At 65.6% G+C, this 18,853-nt stretch carries 12 protein-coding genes; 7 read left to right on the top strand and 5 right to left on the bottom strand.

The features are described 5' to 3' along the window. Window positions 1-36: 36 nt before the first annotated feature. Complete coding sequence (locus tag AC2A1N_RS13985; RefSeq protein WP_484372629.1) at window positions 37-588, top strand: DUF2939 domain-containing protein; 552 nt, start codon at window positions 37-39, stop codon at window positions 586-588. A gap of 60 nt (window positions 589-648) precedes the next feature. Here the strand turns inward: AC2A1N_RS13985 and AC2A1N_RS13980 are convergent, their stop codons facing one another. Together AC2A1N_RS13980 and AC2A1N_RS13975 are read right to left on the bottom strand one after the other, a co-directional pair. Beyond that, entirely contained in the window at window positions 649-1,593 is a 945-nt protein-coding gene (locus tag AC2A1N_RS13980) for a 5'-nucleotidase (protein WP_061480084.1), read from the bottom strand. A gap of 47 nt (window positions 1,594-1,640) precedes the next feature. After that, on the bottom strand, window positions 1,641-2,414 hold the full coding sequence (locus AC2A1N_RS13975; protein ID WP_053460818.1) for an NAD kinase: 774 nt from the start codon (window positions 2,412-2,414) through the stop codon (window positions 1,641-1,643). Between the two features lie 248 nt (window positions 2,415-2,662). On the opposite strand from AC2A1N_RS13975, the gene AC2A1N_RS13970 reads away from it, so the two are divergent. Then, window positions 2,663-4,477 carry a hypothetical protein gene (locus AC2A1N_RS13970; RefSeq protein WP_242891137.1) on the top strand — a complete coding sequence of 605 codons (1,815 nt, stop codon included), beginning with the start codon at window positions 2,663-2,665 and terminating at the stop codon, window positions 4,475-4,477. 113 nt (window positions 4,478-4,590) lie between these two features. On the opposite strand, the gene AC2A1N_RS13965 is transcribed toward AC2A1N_RS13970, so the two are convergent. After that, entirely contained in the window at window positions 4,591-9,567 is a 4,977-nt protein-coding gene (locus AC2A1N_RS13965) for an NAD-glutamate dehydrogenase (RefSeq protein ID WP_061480086.1), read from the bottom strand. 250 nt (window positions 9,568-9,817) lie between these two features. Between AC2A1N_RS13965 and AC2A1N_RS13960 the strand changes: the two genes are divergently transcribed. From AC2A1N_RS13960 to AC2A1N_RS13950, 3 genes are read left to right on the top strand one after another with little or no spacing between them, the layout of a single operon-like run. Beyond that, window positions 9,818-10,474: a TetR/AcrR family transcriptional regulator gene (locus tag AC2A1N_RS13960; RefSeq protein WP_061480087.1), complete on the top strand. Its 657-nt coding sequence runs from the start codon at window positions 9,818-9,820 to the stop codon at window positions 10,472-10,474. Beyond that, window positions 10,474-11,742, top strand: a complete 1,269-nt coding sequence (locus AC2A1N_RS13955) for an efflux RND transporter periplasmic adaptor subunit (protein ID WP_242891135.1) — start codon at window positions 10,474-10,476, stop codon at window positions 11,740-11,742. Before AC2A1N_RS13960 ends, AC2A1N_RS13955 begins: the two co-directional genes overlap by 1 nt. Window positions 11,743-11,757: 15 nt before the next feature. After that, on the top strand, window positions 11,758-14,931 hold the full coding sequence (locus AC2A1N_RS13950) for a multidrug efflux RND transporter permease subunit (protein ID WP_061480089.1): 3,174 nt from the start codon (window positions 11,758-11,760) through the stop codon (window positions 14,929-14,931). A 151-nt stretch (window positions 14,932-15,082) separates the two neighbouring features. Here AC2A1N_RS13950 and AC2A1N_RS13945 read toward each other — a convergent pair whose 3' ends face one another. Together AC2A1N_RS13945 and AC2A1N_RS13940 are read right to left on the bottom strand one after the other, a co-directional pair. Continuing rightward, window positions 15,083-15,442, bottom strand: coding sequence for a hypothetical protein (locus tag AC2A1N_RS13945; protein WP_484372625.1), 360 nt, complete (start codon window positions 15,440-15,442; stop codon window positions 15,083-15,085). Window positions 15,443-15,514: 72 nt separating this feature from the next. Then, on the bottom strand, window positions 15,515-16,663 hold the full coding sequence (locus AC2A1N_RS13940) for an acyl-CoA dehydrogenase family protein (protein ID WP_242891130.1): 1,149 nt from the start codon (window positions 16,661-16,663) through the stop codon (window positions 15,515-15,517). 153 nt (window positions 16,664-16,816) lie between these two features. Here AC2A1N_RS13940 and AC2A1N_RS13935 point away from each other — a divergent pair, with 153 nt between their 5' ends. Together AC2A1N_RS13935 and AC2A1N_RS13930 are read left to right on the top strand one after the other, a co-directional pair. Continuing rightward, window positions 16,817-17,746 (top strand): ArsR/SmtB family transcription factor, encoded by a 930-nt coding sequence (locus AC2A1N_RS13935; RefSeq protein ID WP_019660391.1) that lies wholly within the window; start codon window positions 16,817-16,819, stop codon window positions 17,744-17,746. A gap of 13 nt (window positions 17,747-17,759) precedes the next feature. Beyond that, window positions 17,760-18,851, top strand: coding sequence for a homocysteine S-methyltransferase family protein (locus AC2A1N_RS13930; protein ID WP_242891123.1), 1,092 nt, complete (start codon window positions 17,760-17,762; stop codon window positions 18,849-18,851). Window positions 18,852-18,853: the final 2 nt, after the last annotated feature.

Below are 18,853 nucleotides of genomic sequence, written 5' to 3'. Positions count from 1 at the left end.
ACCCGGCACTGCCGCCGTTGCGGCAGTCTGTCCGGCATGAAGAAGCTCACCGCACTGCTTGTGCTGCTGGTCCTGGCCTTGGCGGCCTGGTGGTTCGGCGGCCCGTACCTGACTGTCAATGGCTTGTCCAAGGCCATCGAACAGCGCGACACCGCGCGCCTGGAGCGTTACGTCGATTTCCCGTGCGTGCGCAGCAGCCTGCGTGCGCAGCTCAATGATTACCTGGTGCGCCAGGCGGGCCCGGACGTGGCGGCCAGCCCGTTCGGAGCCCTGCTCTACGGCCTGGGCGATCAGCTCGGGGGGGCCGCGGTGGAAACCATGGTGACCCCGACCGGGATCGGCGCGATGCTGCAGGGCCACGTGCTGTGGAAGCGTGGCCGCAATGAACTGCAGGGCGGCGATGCCTTCGGCCCGACCGAACCCGCGCGACCGTTGAAGCATGCCGAACATCATTTCGAAGCGCTGGACCGCTTCGTGATCGATGTCGATCGCGGCCCCGGCCAGCCACCGATGAAGGTGGTGCTGGAGCCGCAGGGCCTGCGCTGGAAAGTGGTGGACCTGCAGCTGGGGATGTCGGACAGCCCTTGATCGGACCCGTGGCCTGACGGCAGCGCCAACCAAGGTTGGCACCTACCGGTCGAATCCGCCCTATCCCTCGTTGGCGACGCCGTGCGGCACGTGGCCGGCGGCCACATGCTCGCGGGCGCTGTCGATGTTGTGCTGCGAATCATCGAAGAAGATGTCGGCACCGAACGCCTGCAGGAACGGCCCCTTGTGCCGGCCGCCGAGGAACAGTGCTTCGTCCAGGCGCACGCCCCACTCCCGCAGGGTACGGATCACCCGCTCGTGCGCCGGGGCCGACCGCGCGGTCACCAGTGCGGTACGGATCGGCGCGCTGTCGCCAGCCGGGAACACTTCCTGCAGCGTGTGCAGGGCCGACAGGAAGCCGCGGAAGGGGCCGCCACTGAGTGGCTCGCGGGCGCGTTCGCGTTCGTGGCGGCCAAAGGCTTCCACGCCCTGCTCGCGCGAAATGCGCTCACTCTCGTCACCGAAGATCACGGCGTCACCATCGAAGGCGATGCGCAGCTGCCCGGCAGGGCGGCCGATGTCGATCTGGTCTGCCGCTGCGGCCGCGGTCTCACCCGGTGGCTTGGGCAGGATGGTCGCTGCGGCGATGCCATGGCGCAGCGCGCTGCGCACCGATTCGGGGTTGGCCGACAGGAACAGGTCGGTACCGAACGGCTTCACGTACGGCCAGGTCGGCTCACCGGCGGTAAAGGTCGCACGGATGATGCCCAGGCCGTAATGCTGGATCGAGTTGAAGATGCGCAGGCCGGTATCGGCCGAGTTGCGCGACAGCAGGATCACCTCGACCCGCGGGTTCTCCGGGCTGGCGCCCTGGTTCAGTGCCAGCAGCTTGCGCACCACGGGAAAGGCCACGCCGGGGCCGAGGATGTCGTCCTCATGCTGGCGCTGGAACTCGGCATAGGCCGCCACGCCATCGCTCTCGAACAGCGCATGGCTTTCCTCGAGGTCGAACAGCGCGCGCGAGGTGACCGCGACGGTCAGCAAACGGGGGGAGTTGTCGCCCATCGGTGGGGGTCCTTCAAGCGGTCGGCGGGGCCGGCCGCCCATTGTCCTCAAAAAACGAACTGTTCGCTCAGGATCCGGTCTTCCAGGTTGTGCTCCGGGTCGAACAGCAGGGTCACACGACGGTCCCTCGACTCACGGATGGTCACCTCGACCACATCGCGGGTCTCGTGCGAATCAGCGGTGACGCTGACCGGACGCTTGTAGGGATCGAGCACGCGGAAGCGCACTTCGGTGTCGGCCTTGAGGATCGCCCCGCGCCAGCGTCGCGGCCGGTACGGGGCCAACGGCGTCAGCGCGATGGTGTGCGAGCCCAGCGGCAGCACCGGACCGTGCGCGGAATAGTTGTAGGCGGTGCTGCCGGCCGGGGTGGCCACCAGCACGCCGTCACCGATCAGCTCGGCCACCCGCTCCTGACCGTTGAGGTCGATGCCGATATGGGCCGCCTGCCGGGTCTGCCGAAGCAGCGAGACATCGTTGTAGGCCAGCGATCCGGTGCTGGTGCCGGACTCGGTCAGCGCCACCATTTCCAGCGGGCGCAGGTTGGCCGGTTCAGCACGGGCAATGCGGGCCTGCACGTCGTCGTCGCCACGGTACTGGTTCATCAGGAAGCCGACGGTGCCCAGCTTCATGCCGAACACCGGCTTGCCCAGGTGCCCGTGCCGATGCAGGGTCTGCAGCATGAAGCCGTCGCCGCCCAGCGGACACAGCACGTCGGCCTGCTCCGGCGTGTGATCGCCATAACGCGAAACCATCGCCGCGCGGGCCATCTGCGCAGGTTCGGTGGTGCTGGCCAGGAAAGCGATGCGGGGGGTGTCGCTCATCAGGCAATGGTCCGGGAGATCTGGGCAAAGCATACCCGGACGCTCCACGGACGCAACCGCATGGCCGTGCCTGATGCAGCCACGTATCCAGATCATGAAGCCAGTGCAGGCATCTGGACGCTGTCCGATGGAACCGATCGTCCACGCTGCTGAATATCGGAGTGGCTGTTCACTTTCACTCCACGAACGCATGCCAGAGCGCTGCGATGGTGAAAGCGAATGGTGGCCTTCCATATGAGAGAGAGTTCATGAAGATCAGACATATTGCGATTGCCCTTGCGGCCTTGCTGCCCGCCGGCACTGCCCTCGCGCAGTCAGGCTACGCCCATCTAACCCCCAAGAAGATCGGGTACAACGAGAACTTGCCTGACAGGTATGCGGTCCTGGATTTTTCGGTCACCGCTTCTGACTGGATGGACCGGGTCCGCCTGCCGTCCATCCAGCGCCATCACGACAGCATGCAGATCAACATCGTGAGTGTAGGCGCGCGGGGCGACTACCTTGAAATCAAGGGAAAGTTCGCTCACCTGCCTGACGCCGTGGACAGCATGATCGCATCCCCGTTCACCGCGCTGGCTTATCGCTCCAATCTGGCCACGTCCGAGTGGGAACTGCTTCACACCGCCTATCGTGAGATCGACGGCCCGAATGAGAGGCGTTGGCGCATTCCCTCGAATGGGCGAGTGCCCGCAACGGCGCTGAATCTGCGCGATGGACAGCATGTGGGCGAGCTCGGCCTGCCGGATGGGGCGCACCCCTACGACACGGTCACCGTCCGGCACACTGCGTCATGGCCCAGTGCGGTCGTCGCGGCGGACACGTTGTTCCCGCGCTCGAACCTGCGGATCGAGTCCGGAGATGTACATCACTACGTATTCGATCCCTTTTTCCGCCGGTGGAAGCTGAACCACGCAACCTATCGTCCGGTGCTCCCGAACGAAGCATCGCAGAAGACGACTACGGCACGCACCCGGGTCACGGCCACCAACGAGAACTTCCGTGGCTACTACCTGGATTTCCCGCACAGCCCGTCGGACCGTGATCGCCGCGTGTTCAAGGTCGCTGATTCGAAGGTGATCGATCCGAGCTGGGGACTGAAGATCAAGGATGACAACATCTTTGACCGCGAGGCCCACGTCTGGACCAACCCTGGCGAAGAGTTCGAGTTCATGTACGTCGACGACGGCGGCCCCGGTTCCAGCCATTGGCACGCACTTCGCTATCCGGTGCAGCGCGTCGACATTGACAAGTCTCGTGGCGGCAAGGTCGACAACGCCGCCGCACTGCTCACCTGGGTCACCACGGGCGGCGGCACGGTCACACTGCCCAATGCGTTCCAGCGCCTGACGCGACTGGTTGTGGAGAATGTCACCGGCACCCAACCGCACCCGACCCCGAGGACGACCACCGTCATCGGGCCCGGGTTGTCGGACAAGGTGCTGCCGGGTGAGCAGGTCTCCTATCGCCTCAGGGACCACAAGTGGATTCGTGAAACGACCACTGTTGACGTGGTGTTTGCCGTTTCCGGCCAGCTCGGCGAGATCGGTTCGAAGGCCATGGCCTTGGAGTTGATGCGCGAAAGCCTGGTGAAGACCAACCAGGCATTGGACAACTCGGGCGCGACGTTCCGCTTCCGTGAAGCGGCGGTGCGTGATATCACCGTGCCGTACTACCTGCCGACCTATGCCATTCCCGAGTGGATTGCCAATCATGCACCGCAGGTGATCAGCGACAGCGGCGCGGATGGCGTGTACTTCGGTGGTGTGGCCACCGGCTGCAATGGCGTCCACCACTCCAAGCCGCGCAAGCAGTTTGCGGTGGCAATGAACCTGCTCTGCTCCACCGACATGCTTCGTGAGGAAATGGGCAAGGCACTGGGCATGAAGGTCAATGGCACGCAGGGCGTGCCGGTCATCGGCTCCGGCAACAAGCTGCCGCTGTATGCCACGCCAGTGCGCTTCGTGGACGATGGCAACCGCGCCATCAATCCTGGGCAGCGTGACGAAGTGCAGCATATGAACGCTGCTGCAGCCGAAGTCGCGCGCTACGGCTACCCGCGTTGATGACCTGATCGCTGGCCGCCATCGGTGGCCAGCGATCCCTGATACAGAACGGCCCCGCTTTCGCGGGGCCGTTCCGTTTCACGCATGCCAGGCATGGCCCGGCACTACATCACTTACGCACCATGCGCAGCAAGCTGGCCCAGGCGCTGCACCGCGACCGAGACGGTCGGGTAGTCCAGGGTCTTCTGCTCGGCCAGTTCGGCCAGCATCGCCAGGGTGAAGCGCAGGCTGTTGTCGTCGCGGCCCATCCAGGCAGCGACCTTGGCCTCGGCACTGTTGCCCTTGGTGCCCAGCACCTGCCCGGCCAGGTTGCGGTGGTTGGCTGCCAGCTCGTCACGCAGCACGCCACGCGCCACCGCGTGCCAACGACCGTTGACCTCCAACGCGTCGACCTGCTCGAACAGCCACGGCAGCTGCAGGGCATCGCCCAGGCGGAAGTGGACCTTGGACACGTCCACCGGCTTCAGCTTGCGGGTGCGGGCCAGTTCGATGATGTCGAACGCCGGCTCCAGGAAGTGCAGTTCGGCCAGCTGCTGTGCCAGTGCAGACGGCAGGCCCTTTTCCTTCCACTCGGCCACCAGGGCTTCGTAGGTCGGACGCTGCGAATCCGGCAGCACACCCGAAGCAACGCGGATGTCGTTGAACGGACCCTGGTAGCGGTTGACCGCTTCGGTGATGCCCGGCATCGCGCCCGGGCGCGACAGCAGCCAACGCACGAACGAGCGCTGCAGCTTCCAGATCACTTCCAGGGCGTCGATCTGCACCGACTCCGGTACCTTGCCGTCGAGGGCATCGATCTGTGCCCACAACGCGCGCGCATCCAGCGTTTCGCGGCTGATGGTGTAGGCCTTGGCGACCTCGGCGATGGAACGGCCGGTGTCTTCCTGCATGCGCATCAGGAAGGTGGCGCCCATGCGGTTGATGGTCTGGTTGGTTACGGCCGTGGCGATGATTTCGCGCTTCAGGCGGTGACGCTCCATCGCGTCGGCGTACTTCTTCTGCAGCGGGGTCGGGAAGTAGCGCTGCAGTTCCTTGGACAGGTACGGATCTTCCGGGATGTCCGAATCCAGCAGCTGGTTGAACGCCACCAGCTTGGAGTAGGACAGCAGCACCGACAGTTCCGGACGGGTCAGGCCCTGGCCGCGTGCCTTGCGCTGGGACAGCTCGGCGTCGGACGGCAGGAACTCGATCTGGCGGTCGAGCAGCCCCTGCTGTTCCAGGGTACGGATGAAGTGCTGCTTGGAACCCAGGCGCTTGACCGCCATCCGCTCCATCAGGCTCAGTGCCTGGTTCTGGCGATAGTTGTCGTTGAGCACCAGCTCGGCGACTTCATCGGTCATCGAGGCCAGCAGCTTGTTGCGCTGCTCGACGGTCAGCTTCTTGGCCCGCACCACATCGTTGAGCAGGATCTTGATGTTGACTTCGTGGTCGGAGGTGTCGACACCGGCCGAGTTGTCGATGAAGTCGGTGTTGAGCAGCACGCCGGCCTGGGCAGCTTCGATGCGGCCCAGCTGGGTCATGCCCAGATTGCCGCCCTCGCCCACCACCTTGCAGCGCAGCTCGCCACCGTTCACGCGCAGCGCGTTGTTGGCGCGGTCGCCGACATCGCTGTGCTGCTCGCTGGCGGCCTTGACGTAGGTACCGATGCCGCCGTTCCACAGCAGGTCGACCGGTGCCTTCAGGATCGCGCTCATCAGATCGTTCGGCGACAGCGCCTTGACGTTCTCGTCCAGGCCCAGCGCCTCACGCACCTGCGGGGTGATCTCGATCGACTTCAGGCTGCGCGGGTACACGCCGCCGCCCTTGCTGATCAGCTTGGTGTCGTAGTCCGCCCAGCTCGAACGCGGCAGGGTGAACAGGCGCTCACGCTCGATGAACGACGTGGCCGCATCCGGATTCGGATCCAGGAAGATGTGGCGGTGGTCGAACGCAGCGACCAGGCGGATGTGGCGCGACAGCAGCATGCCGTTGCCGAACACGTCGCCGGACATGTCGCCGACGCCGACCGCAGTGAAGTCCTGGCTCTGGCTGTCACGGCCCAGCGCACGGAAGTGGCGCTTGACCGATTCCCACGCGCCGCGCGCGGTGATGCCCATGCCCTTGTGGTCGTAGCCGACCGAACCACCGGAGGCGAACGCATCGCCCATCCAGAAGCCGTGCGCGATGGCCAGGCCGTTGGCGATGTCGGAGAAGGTCGCGGTGCCCTTGTCGGCGGCCACCACCAGGTACGGATCGTCCATGTCGTGGCGCACGACATCCACCGGCGGCACGATCTTGTTGTTGACGATGTTGTCGGTGATGTCCAGCAGGCCCTGGATGAACAGCTTGTAGCAGGCCACGCCATTGGCGAAGATCGCGTCGCGATCGCCGTTCACCGGCGGGGTCTTGGCGAAGAAGCCACCCTTCGCGCCGACCGGCACGATGACGGTGTTCTTGACCATCTGTGCCTTGACCAGGCCCAGCACTTCGGTGCGGAAGTCTTCGCGACGGTCCGACCAGCGCAGGCCGCCACGCGCAACCGCGCCGAAGCGCAGGTGGGTACCTTCCACGCGCGGGCCGTACACGAAGATCTCGCGGTACGGGCGCGGCTTCGGCAGGTCCGGCACCAGCGCCGAATCGAACTTGAAGCTGATGACATGGCCGTGCTGGCCGTTGGCATCGGTCTGGTAGTAGCTGGTACGCAGGGTCGCGTCGATCACGCCCATGAACGAGCGCAGGATGCGGTCCTCGTCCAGGCTGGACACGCGATCCATCAGCTTCAGCAGCGCATCGCGCGCGGCCTGCATCTGCGCGTCGCGGTCACCCTTGCGGGCATCGACCACGCTCTTGAGCACCTTCAGGGTGGCATCGTCGCCAGCGGCCAGCACATCGAAGTGGGCCTTCAGCTGGGCCTGGCCGGCCGCGATGTCGTCCTTGCTCTCATGGCCGGTGGCCGGATCGAAGCGGGCCTCGAACAGTTCGACCAGCAGGCGGGCCAGCAGCGGGTAACGCGCGAAGGTGCCTTCCACGTAGGCCTGCGAGAACGGCACGCCGGTCTGCAGCAGGTACTTGCAGTAGCCACGCAGCATGGCGACCTGGCGCCAGTGCAGGCCAGCTGCCAGCACCAGGCGGTTGAAGCCGTCGTTCTCGGCGTCGCCGTGCCAGACGCGGGCGAAGGTCTCGCCGAAGGCTTCATCGACACTGGCGGCATCGATCGCGCCAGCGGTCGACTCGACCTCGAAGTCCTGCACGTACACCGGCGCGTTGTCGACCGACAGGCGGTACGGCCGTTCGGCGATCACGCGCAGGCCCATGTTTTCCATCATCGGCAGCGCGTCCGACAGCGGGATGTCATCCAGCTGGCGATACAGCTTCAGGCGCAGGCCATCGCCGCTTTCGCGCGGCACGGCCTGCAGGCTCAGGCGCAGGTCGTCCGGGCCGGTCAGCGCGTCGAGCTGGCTGACATCGTTGGCGGCAACGGCGGTGCTGTTGTCTTCGATGTAGCCGGCCGGCAGCGCCTTGCCGATGCGGGCGGCGATGCGCAGGCCTTCGGTCTCGCCATGGCGGCTCACCAGCGCTTCGCGCAGGTCGTCCTGCCAGTTGCGCAGCACCTGGGCCAGCTTCTGCTCCAGTTCGGCGGTGTCGACGTCGAGCATTTCACCCGGCTTCGGGCGCACGATCAGGTGCACCTGCGCCAGCGGCGATTCACCCAGCACCACCGAGCTGTCGACGAACTCGCCGTGCAGCGCGTCCTTGAGCATTGCTTCGATGCGCAGGCGCACGTCGGTGTTGAAGCGCTCGCGCGGCAGGTAGACCAGCGCGGAGATGAAACGGCTGTACTTGTCGCGGCGCAGGAACAGGCGGCTGCGCACGCGTTCCTGCAGGCCCAGCACGCCCATCGCGGTGCGGAACAGTTCGTCCTCGCTGGACTGGAACAGTTCTTCGCGCGGCAGGGTTTCCAGGATATGGCGCAGGGCCTTGCCACTGTGGCTGGCCGGGGCCAGCCCGGACTGCTTCATCACGTGCTCGTGGCGCTGGCGCACCAGCGGGATTTCCCACGGGCGACGGTTGTAGGCGCTGGAGGTGAACAGCCCGAGGAAACGCTGCTCGCCGATGATCTTGCCCTTGGCGTCGAACTCCAGCACGCCGATGTAGTCCATGTAGCCGGCGCGGTGCACGCGCGAACGGGCATTGGTCTTGGTCAGGATCAGCGCATCCTTCAAACCGGACGTGGTGTTCAGGCCCTGCGCGGCCAGCGTCTTGACCGGACGGGCGGCGGACTTGTCCTTGCCACGCATCAGGCCCAGGCCGGTGTCGTTCAGCGGCGCCAGCACCTCTTCCTTGCCCTGCTTCTCGACGCGGTACTCGCGGTAGCCGAAGAAGGTGAAGTGGTTGTCGGCGGCCCAGCGCAGGAACTCCTGTGCTTCCTTGCGCGACGCGTCGTCGACCGGCAGCTGGCGGCTGCCCAGGTCGTCGGCCAGTGCCAGCGCCTTGTCCTTCATCGGCTGCCAGTCGCGCACGATCGCACGCACTTCATCCAGCGCCTTGTTGATGGCCTGCTCGATGGCAGCCATTGCATCGGCCGGCTGGCGGTCGATCTCCAGCAGCATCACCGACTCGGCATCACCTTCGCCGACCTTGACCAGCTTGCCGGCCTTGTCGCGGGTGAAACGCAGTACCGGGTGGCCCAGCACGTGGACGCCCACGCCCTGCTCGGCCAGCGACATGGTGACGGTATCGACCAGGAACGGCATGTCGTCGTTGACGATCTGCAGCACGGTATGCGGCGATTCCCAACCGTTGGCCTTCGCGGTCGGATTGAACACGCGGACGTTGGCCTTGCCAGCCTTGCGGGCCCGGGCGAATTCCAGCGTCTCAGCCGCGAGAGCGGCCCACTCTTCAGCGCTGTGGTGCGGGAACTCGTCCGACTCCATGCGCTTGTAGAAGTCAGTGGCGAAGGCCACTGCTTCGGCCTGTGCGGCCGCGGGGTAGCGCTTGCGCAAGGCCGTGTACACCGGCTCCAGGGAGAAACCAGCGGTCACTGCGACCTCCGACTCTGCTGGTTTCGTCTTGTTTTTCACGGTCTTGGCTGCGGTTTTTTGCGGTTTCATGGCAGAGCGATGCGCTTGCTCAGTTGGGAAAATGAAATTGTAGCCCTACCGCACGAAAAGGCCTTGCTGCAGGACGGAATAAGCAGATCCGGGTTTGCTGCGGTTTAGACGCCTATTCAGTTCGCTCCGGTATGGAGATGGCGCCAGCTTCAGCACTGCCGGCAGGATCGGCAAAGCGTGTTACCGGAAGACACACGCGGCGACGCCGATTCGATTCCACAATCCTGAACTGGACGGTATAGTCCACCGCGTGAACCCGGCCTACCTTCCCGTTGCCCTCGACGCACGCGATGAGCGCGTGTTCGATGCCGTGCGCGAACTGCTGGCCCAGCAGGGCATGCAGATGAGCATGGACGCGGTGGCCCAGCATGCCGGCTGTTCCAAGCAGACCCTCTACTCGCGCTACGGCAGCAAGCAGCAACTGCTGCGCCGGGTAATGCAGCGCCACGTCGGCCACGCTACCGGCGCCATGGTTCGTGCACTCCGCACTGACGACCTGCGTGCCAGCCTGCTCCAGTTCGCCACCGACTTCCTGGAGCACTTCAACCAACCGCACGTGGGCCAGGCCTGCCGGCTGATCGCCGCCGACGCGGCCCAGTTTCCCGAAGAGGCGCGTACCCTGTACCGGCATGGCGCCGGCGCACTGACGCTTCATCTTGCTGAATGGATTGAAACCGTTTGCATGCAGGGCCAGCTCCGGCATGACGACCCGCACTTCATGGCCGAACTGCTGCTGAGCATGATCGCCGGTCAGGATTTCGACAAACAGCGCTTCCATACCCCCCACCGTGATGACGCGCTCTTGCGTCGGCGCTGGGCAGAGTTCTCCGTCGACAGCTTCCTGCGCGCCTTCGCGCCTCAGCCGTCGCCGGCCCCGTCTACAAACCAACCCCGGAGTTCCTCCTGATGACCGCCCCACTCCGCACCCTTGCCTTGACGTGCGCCGTTGCTGTCGCGCTGGCTGCCTGCAAGAAGCCGGAACAGCAGACGCCCCCGCCGCCGGAGGTGGGCGTGATCGACGCCAGGCCGCAGACCCTGCCGCTGCAGCGCGAGCTGGTCGGCCGCCTGTCGCCGTTCCGCAGTGCCGACGTCCGCGCACGCGTGCCCGGCGTGCTGCTCAAGCGCGTCTACCAGGAAGGCTCGCAGGTCAAGCAGGGCCAGACCCTGTTCCTGATCGACCCGGCGCCGCTGCGTGCCTCGCTCAACGCCTCCGAGGCCCAGCTGGCCTCGGCCCGCGCGACCTACGCCAACGCCAAGGTCGCCGCCGACCGCGCACGCTCGCTGGCCCCGCAGCAGTTCGTCTCCAAGTCCGACCTGGACAACGCCGAATCGGCCGAGCGCACCGCGCTGGCCGCGGTCAAGCAGGCCGAAGCGGCAGTGACCTCCTCGCGGATCAACCTGGGCTATGCCGAAGTGACCGCGCCGATCAGTGGCGTGGCCAACAAGCAGCAGGTCACCGAGGGTGCGCTGGTGGGCCAGGGCGATGTGACCCTGCTGACCACCGTCGACCAGCTCGACCCACTGTACGTCAACTTCTCGTTGAGCGTGGACGAACTGACCCAGCTGCGCGCGCAGCAGGCCAAGGGCGCGCTGGCGCTGTCCGGCGACGGCAAGGCCACGGTCAACGTCAAGCTGGCCGACGGCACCACCTATGGTGAGCCGGGCACGCTGGACTTTTCCTCGACCACGGTCGACCCGGCCACCGGCGCCGTGTCGTTGCGCGCGCTGCTGCCGAACCCGCAGCAGATCCTGCTGCCGGGCGCCTTCGTCAGCTTCCAGGCCAACCTGGGCGAGCGCAACAACGCCTTCCTGGTGCCGCAGCAGGCCCTGCTGCGCGATACCACCGGCGGCTACGTGATGGTGGTCGGCGCCGACGGCAAGGTCGTGCGCAAGAACGTGAAGACCGATGGCGCGCAGAACGGCAACTGGCTGGTCAGCGACGGCCTGGCCGCCGGTGACAAGGTGATCGTGGCTGGCGTGCAGAAGGTCAAGGAAGGTGCACCGGCGGTGGCCAAGCCCTGGACCCCGGGCCAGGACGCCAACGGCAAGCCGGCCGCAGGCGGCGCCGCCCCGGCGGGCGCTGCACCGGCTGCAGGCAAGGCACCGGCCGACGCGGCCAAGCCCGAGCAGGCCGATGCGGCCAAGCCGGCCGCCACCGATTCGAACAAGCAGTAACGGGAACCTTCCGTCATGCCTAAATTTTTCATCGAACATCCAGTCTTCGCCTGGGTGGTTGCGATCCTGATCTCGCTCAGCGGCGTGATCGCGATCCTCAACCTGGGCGTGGAGTCCTATCCCAACATCGCCCCGCCGCAGGTCACCGTCTCGGCGACCTACCCGGGCGCCAGCGCCGATACCACGGAAAAGTCCGTCACCCAGGTGATCGAGCAGCAGCTGACCGGCATCGATCACCTGCTGTACTTCAGCTCCTCGTCCGCCTCCAACGGCCGTGCGCAGATCACCCTGACCTTCGAGACCGGTACCGATCCGGACATCGCCCAGGTGCAGGTGCAGAACAAGGTCTCGCTGGCCACGCCACGCCTGCCTTCGGAAGTGACCCAGCAGGGCGTGGTGGTGGCCAAGGCCAACGCCGGCTTCCTGATGGTGGTGGCGCTGCAGTCCGATACCCCGACCATCAACCGTGACGCCCTGAACGACATCGTCGGTTCGCGCGTGCTCGACCAGGTCTCGCGCATCCCCGGCGTCGGCAGCACCCAGCAGTTCGGTTCCGAGTACGCCATGAACATCTGGCTGAACCCGGAAAAGATGCAGGGCTATGGCCTGTCGGCCAGCCAGGTACTGGCCGCGGTGCGTGCGCAGAACGTGCAGTTCGCCGCCGGTGCGCTGGGTTCGGACCCCTCGCCGGAAGGCCAGCACTTCACCGCCACGGTCTCGGCCGAAGGCCGCTTCAGCTCGCCGCAGGAGTTCGAGAACATCATCCTGCGCGCCAATGCTGACGGTTCGCGCGTGCTGCTGAAGGACATCGCCCGCGTTGCCTTCGGTGCCAACAACTACGGTTTCGACACCCAGTACAACGGCAAGCCGACCGGCGCCTTCGCCATCCAGCTGCTGCCGGGCGCAAACGCCCTGAACGTGGCCGAAGCGGTGCGCGCCAAGATGGACGAGCTGCAGCCCAGCTTCCCGGCCGGGGTCACCTGGTTCTCGCCGTACGACAGCACCACCTTCGTCAAGATCTCGATCCAGGAAGTGGTCAAGACCCTGTTTGAAGCGGTCTTGCTGGTGTTCCTGGTGATGCTGATCTTCCTGCAGAACTTCCGTGCCACCCTGATCCCGACCCTGGTGATCCCGGTCGCCCTGCTCGGTACCTTCCTGGGCATGTGGATGATCGGCTTCACGATCAACCAGCTGACGCTGTTCGCGATGGTGCTGGCGATCGGCATCGTGGTCGACGACGCGATCGTGGTGATCGAGAACGTCGAACGCATCATGAGCGAGGAAGGCCTGGCGCCGAAGCCGGCCACGCAGAAGGCGATGACCCAGATCACCGGCGCGGTGGTGGCGATCACCGTCGTGCTGGCCGCGGTGTTCATCCCGTCCGCCCTGCAGGGCGGTGCCGCCGGTGAGATCTACAAGCAGTTCGCGCTGACCATCGCCATCTCGATGGCATTCTCGGCGTTCCTGGCGCTGGGCTTCACCCCGGCGCTGTGCGCGACGTTCCTCAAGCCGACGCACAACGACAACCCGAACATCGTCTACCGCACCTTCAACAAGTACTACGACAAGATCAGCCACACCTATGTGGGCCACATCACCTCGGCGGTGCGCCATGCGCCGCGCTGGATGATCCTGTTCGTGGTGCTGACCGCGCTGTGCGGCTTCCTGTTCACCCGCATGCCGGGCAGCTTCCTGCCGGAAGAAGACCAGGGCTATGCGCTGGCGATCGTGCAGCTGCCGCCGGGCTCGACCAAGGGCCAGACCAACGAAGTTTTCGCGCAGATGCGTGGCATCCTGGAAAAGCAGGATGGCTATGAAGGCATGCTGCAGGTGGCCGGCTTCAGCTTCGTCGGTTCCGGCGAGAACGTGGGCATGGGCTTCATCCGCCTGAAGCCGTGGGAGGAACGCAAGTTCACCGCGCCCGAGTTCATCCAGAACATGAACGGCGCGTTCTACGGTATCAAGGAAGCGCAGATCTTCGTGGTCAACCTGCCCACCGTGCAGGGCCTCGGCCAGTTCGGTGGCTTTGACATGTGGCTGCAGGACCGTAGCGGTGCCGGCTACGAACAGTTGACCCAGGCCCGCAACATCCTGCTCGGCCAGGCCGCGCAGAAGCCGGACCACCTGGTTGGCGTGCGCCCCAACGGCCTGGAGAACGCGCCGCAGCTGCAGCTGCACGTGGACCGCGTGCAGGCGCAGTCGATGGGCATGTCGGTGTCGGACGTGTACAGCACCATCCAGCTGATGCTGGCCCCGGTGTACGTCAACGACTTCTTCTACGAAGGCCGCATCAAGCGCGTGACCATGCAGGCCGATGGTCCGTACCGCACTGGACAGGAATCGCTGAAGAGCTTCTACAGCCCGTCCAGCCTGACCCAGAACGCCGATGGCACCAACGCGATGATCCCGTTGAACACGGTGGTCAAGTCCGAATGGGTGTCGGCGCCGCCGTCGCTGAGCCGCTACAACGGCTACTCGGCGATCAACATCGTCGGTTCGCAGGCACCGGGCACCAGCTCGGGTGAGGCGATGCAGACCATGGAAGGCATCGTCAACGACGACCTGCCGGCCGGCTTCGGCTACGACTGGTCGGGCATGTCCTACCAGGAAATCCTGGCCGGCAACGCTGCGACCCTGCTGCTGGTGCTGTCCATCGTGGTGGTGTTCCTGTGCCTGGCCGCGCTGTATGAAAGCTGGTCGATCCCGGTGGCGGTGCTGCTGGTGGTGCCGCTGGGCGTGCTGGGTGCCCTCGGCCTGTCGATGCTGCGCGGCCTGCCCAACGATCTGTTCTTCAAGATCGGCCTGATCACCGTGATCGGCCTGGCGGCGAAGAACGCGATCCTGATCGTGGAGTTCGCGGTGGAGCAGCGCGCAGCAGGCAAGAACCTGCGTGATGCCACCATCGAAGCGGCGCGCCTGCGGTTCCGCCCGATCCTGATGACGTCGTTCGCGTTCATCATGGGCGTGATCCCGATGGCGATCTCCACCGGTGCCGGCGCCAACTCCCGCCACGCCATCGGTACCGGCGTGATCGGCGGCATGCTGTTCGCCACCCTGCTCGGCCTGCTGATGATCCCGGTGTTCTTCGTGGTCGTGCGCCGCATGCTGGGCGACAAACTGGACGAACCGTCCAAGGAGTTCATGGAACGCCAGCGCGATGCGGATGCCGCACATCGTCCGGATCGTTGATCCGGCGGTGCGCTGAGAACGAAAAGGCCCCGGAGCGATCCGGGGCCTTTTTTTGCCACAGTTGAATTCATGCCAACCCAGGTTGGCACCTACCGGAACAACGGCATGGCCGATATCCGTCAACCTGGGTTGGCGCTCTTCGGACACCGCCTCAGCGCATCACCGCGACCACGGCGCACACCGCCACCAGAATCAGCGAGGCCCACTGCATGGGCACGAAGAAGAAATGGTGGGGCGCGGGCTCCCCCTTCTGCCGCGGCGCACGGTTGAGCCACAGGCCCAGCACCACGTTCACCGCTGCGCCGAGGCCCGCGCCCAATAGAACCTGTGACAGCAGGGTATTGCCCTTGGGGCCGTCATGCGGAAAGAAGTACGCCAGCAGCAGGATCGCTGCAATTGGCGTCACCAGCGTCATGATTCCCCAACCGCGATAGACCACGTCGTCATCCTCGAAGAAACGGACTGCATTGGAGCAGCATGCATCTCCGCAGGCCAACGGCAAAGACGTCATCCGGATGACCATCATCCACGCGTGGCGTGGACCTGCCGCCGCGCCGCCATTGCGGCGGCGCGGCCAGGCGACTCAGCGCAGCCCGGTTTCGTTGCGGGCGATCACCAGGCGCTGGATCTCCGAAGTACCTTCGTAGATCTCGGTGATCTTGGCATCACGGAAGTAGCGCTCCAGCGGCATTTCCTTGGAATACCCCATGCCGCCATGGATCTGCACGGCCTGGTGGGTAATCCACATTGCCGCCTCGGAGGCGGTCAGCTTGGCGATGGCAGCCTCATTGCTGAAGCGCTTGCCCTGGCCCTTCACCCAAGCCGCGCGCAACGTCAGCAGCAGCGCTGCATCCAGCTTGCACTTCATGTCGGCAATCTTGGCCTGGGTCATCTGGAAGGTACCGATGGCCGCGCCGAATGCCTTGCGCTCCTTGACGTATTCGATCGTCGCTTCATAGGCGGCACGGGCGATGCCGATGGCCTGCGAAGCGATGCCGATGCGACCGGCATCGAGCACGCTCATGGCGATCTTGAAGCCCTCGCCTTCCTGGCCCAGCACGTCTTCGGCCTGCGCCACGTAATCGTTGAACTCGATTTCGCAGGTGGCCGAGGCGCGGATGCCCAGCTTGGGCTCGGTCTTGCCACGACCGAAACCGGCCTTGTCGGTATCGATGATGAAGGCGGTGATGCCGCGCGCGGCCTTGTCCGGCTCGCTCATCGCGAACAGCACGATGTACTTGGCCACCGGACCGGAGGTGATCCAGCTCTTCTTGCCATTGATGACGAAGGTGCCGTCGGCCTGCTTCACCGCGCGGCAACGCATGGCGGTGGCATCGGAACCGGACTGCGGCTCGGTCAGCGCGAACGCGCCGATGGACGTACCTTCGGCGATGGCACGTACGTAGGTCTGCTTCTGATGCTCGGTACCGTGGGTCAGGATGCCGTTGCAGAACAGCGAATTGTTGACCGACATGATGGTCGAATGGGCTGCGTCGGCGGCGGCGACCTCCACCATCGCCAGCACGTACGCAACCGGGTCCATGCCCGCACCGCCGTATTCGGTCGGCACTTCAATGCCCATCAGGCCGTTCTCGCCCAGCAGGCGGATGTTGTCCAGCGGGAACTCGCCGGTGCGGTCATGGTGCTCCGCACTGGGGGCGATCTTTTCCTGCGCGATGCGCCGCGCAACGTCCTGCAGCATCAACTGCTCTTCGGTAAAGCTGAAATCCACAACACCCTCCCGGGTACATGAAGTTATGGGCCGCATACGGCGCGCCCAGGTGCTGCGATTGTACCGGGGCCCGGCAGTTTCCGTACGCCGGCGACTTGACCGCGACAGGCCCCTTCAGCGAATATATCTCTATATCGCGATAGGTAGATGTTTATGGATCTGGAAGACTGGTCGACCCGCCTGAAGGTGTTCGCCGATGCCACTCGCGTGCGCCTGCTGGCGCTGCTGGAGCAGGAGGAACTGACCGTGGCCGAACTGTCGGCGATCACCCGGCTGGCGCAGCCGCGCGTGTCCACCCACCTGGCACGCCTGAAGGAAGCCGGGCTGGTCCGCGACCGCCGTGCCGGCGTGTCGGCCTATTACCGCTTCGACGAGGCCCAGTTGGACCCGGCGCAGCGTGCATTGTGGCATGCCTTGAGCAACGGAAGCGATGACCCGCTGCTGCGCCAGGACGCTGAGCGCGTGGCCGCCGTGCTGGCCCACCGCGCCTCCGACCAGAACTGGGCCGACAGCGTGGCCGGCGACATGGAACGCCACTACTCTCCGGGCCGTACCTGGGAGGCGCTGGCGCGCACCGCCTTGCCGTTGCTGGAGACCGGCGACGTGCTGGACATCGCCTCCGGTGATGGCGTGCTGGCCGAACTGGTCGCCCCCCACGCCAAGCGCTACATCTGCATCGATACCAGCGCGCGCGTGGTTGCCGCCGCCAGTGAACGCCTGCGGCGGCTGCCCAATGTGGAAGTGCGCGAGGGCGACATGCATGCCCTGCCGTTCAAGGATGCCAGCTTCGACCTGGTCGTGCTGATGCATGCGCTGACCTACGCCAGCAAACCGGCGCAGGCGGTGACCGAAGCTGCACGCGTACTGCGCCCGGGCGGCCGCCTGCTGCTGTGCAGCCTGGCCCGCCACGAGCACAAGGCAGCGGTGGAGGCCTATGGCCACGTCAACCTCGGCTTCAGCGACAAGGAGCTGCGCAGGTTCGTCGACAAGGCCGGCCTGCAGGTGTCCAGCCTGGAGACGGTCACCCGCGAGAAGCGGCCGCCGCACTTCGAAGTGATTTCGCTGATCGCCAACAAGCCCTGAGCCACAGACCGCCATGCCCGCCCTGCCCTGGTTGCATCCCGATCGTGCCAACGCCCTGCTCGACGCCCTGCGCGAGCGGATCCTGATCATCGATGGTGCGATGGGCACGATGATCCAGCGCCACGGGCTGCAGGAGCAGGACTATCGCGGCGAGCGCTTCGCCGGTGGTTACGACCATGCCCATGGACCCGGCTGCGACCACGCCGCGCCCGAGGGTCACGACCTGAAGGGCAACAACGATCTGCTGCTGCTGACCCGGCCGCAGATCGTCGCCGACATCCACACCGCCTACCTCGAGGCCGGTGCGGACCTGGTCGAAACCAACACCTTCAATGCAACCTCGGTCAGCCAGGCCGACTACCACCTCGAGCACCTGGTGTACGAGTTGAACAAGGCCGGCGCTGCGGTCGCGCGCACGTGCTGTGATGCAGTGGCCGCAACCACTCCGGGCAAGCCGCGCTTCGTGATCGGGGTGATCGGCCCGACCAGCCGCACCGCTTCGATCAGCCCCGACGTCAACGATCCCGGCTTCCGCAATACCAGCTTTGACGAGCTGCGCGACACCTACCGCGAAGCCATCGAGGGCCTGATCGACGGCGGCGCCGATACCCTGATGGTCGAGACCATCTTCGACACGCTCAACGCCAAGGCCGCGCTGTATGCGCTGGAGGAAGCGTTCGATGCGCGCGGCGGGCGGCTGCCGGTGATGATCTCCGGCACCATCACCGACGCTTCCGGTCGCACCCTGTCCGGGCAGACCGCCGAGGCCTTCCACGCATCGCTCGCCCACGCCCGACCGTTGTCGATCGGATTGAACTGCGCGCTGGGCGCCGATGCGATGCGCCCGCATGTGGAAACCCTCTCGCAGGTCGCCGACTGCTACGTCAGCGCCCACCCCAACGCCGGCCTGCCCAACGCGTTCGGCGAGTACGACGAAACCCCTGAAGAGATGGCCACCACGCTGCGCGGCTTCGCCGAGGATGGCCTGTTGAACCTGGTCGGCGGCTGCTGTGGCTCCACCCCCGAGCATATCCGTGCGATTGCCAATGCCGTGGCCGGACTGCCGCCGCGCGCAATGCCCGGCACCCGGGAGCAGGCCGCGTGAAC

This window comes from Stenotrophomonas maltophilia group sp. SKK55 (assembly GCF_057179845.1).
Note: the sequence above shows the minus strand (reverse complement) of the source record. Positions and strands in the feature narration are given on the sequence as shown.

Excerpts from the sequence above, each read along its gene's own strand:
- AC2A1N_RS13985 (WP_484372629.1), top strand. The coding sequence starts at position 37 with ATGAAGAAGCTCACCGCACTGCTTGTGCTGCTGGTCCTGGCCTTGGCG.
- AC2A1N_RS13980 (WP_061480084.1), bottom strand. The coding sequence starts at position 1,593 with ATGGGCGACAACTCCCCCCGTTTGCTGACCGTCGCGGTCACCTCGCGC.
- AC2A1N_RS13975 (WP_053460818.1), bottom strand. The coding sequence starts at position 2,414 with ATGAGCGACACCCCCCGCATCGCTTTCCTGGCCAGCACCACCGAACCT.
- AC2A1N_RS13970 (WP_242891137.1), top strand. The coding sequence starts at position 2,663 with ATGAAGATCAGACATATTGCGATTGCCCTTGCGGCCTTGCTGCCCGCC.
- AC2A1N_RS13965 (WP_061480086.1), bottom strand. The coding sequence starts at position 9,567 with ATGAAACCGCAAAAAACCGCAGCCAAGACCGTGAAAAACAAGACGAAA.
- AC2A1N_RS13955 (WP_242891135.1), top strand. The coding sequence starts at position 10,474 with ATGACCGCCCCACTCCGCACCCTTGCCTTGACGTGCGCCGTTGCTGTC.
- AC2A1N_RS13950 (WP_061480089.1), top strand. The coding sequence starts at position 11,758 with ATGCCTAAATTTTTCATCGAACATCCAGTCTTCGCCTGGGTGGTTGCG.
- AC2A1N_RS13945 (WP_484372625.1), bottom strand. The coding sequence starts at position 15,442 with ATGACGTCTTTGCCGTTGGCCTGCGGAGATGCATGCTGCTCCAATGCA.
- AC2A1N_RS13935 (WP_019660391.1), top strand. The coding sequence starts at position 16,817 with ATGGATCTGGAAGACTGGTCGACCCGCCTGAAGGTGTTCGCCGATGCC.
- AC2A1N_RS13930 (WP_242891123.1), top strand. The coding sequence starts at position 17,760 with ATGCCCGCCCTGCCCTGGTTGCATCCCGATCGTGCCAACGCCCTGCTC.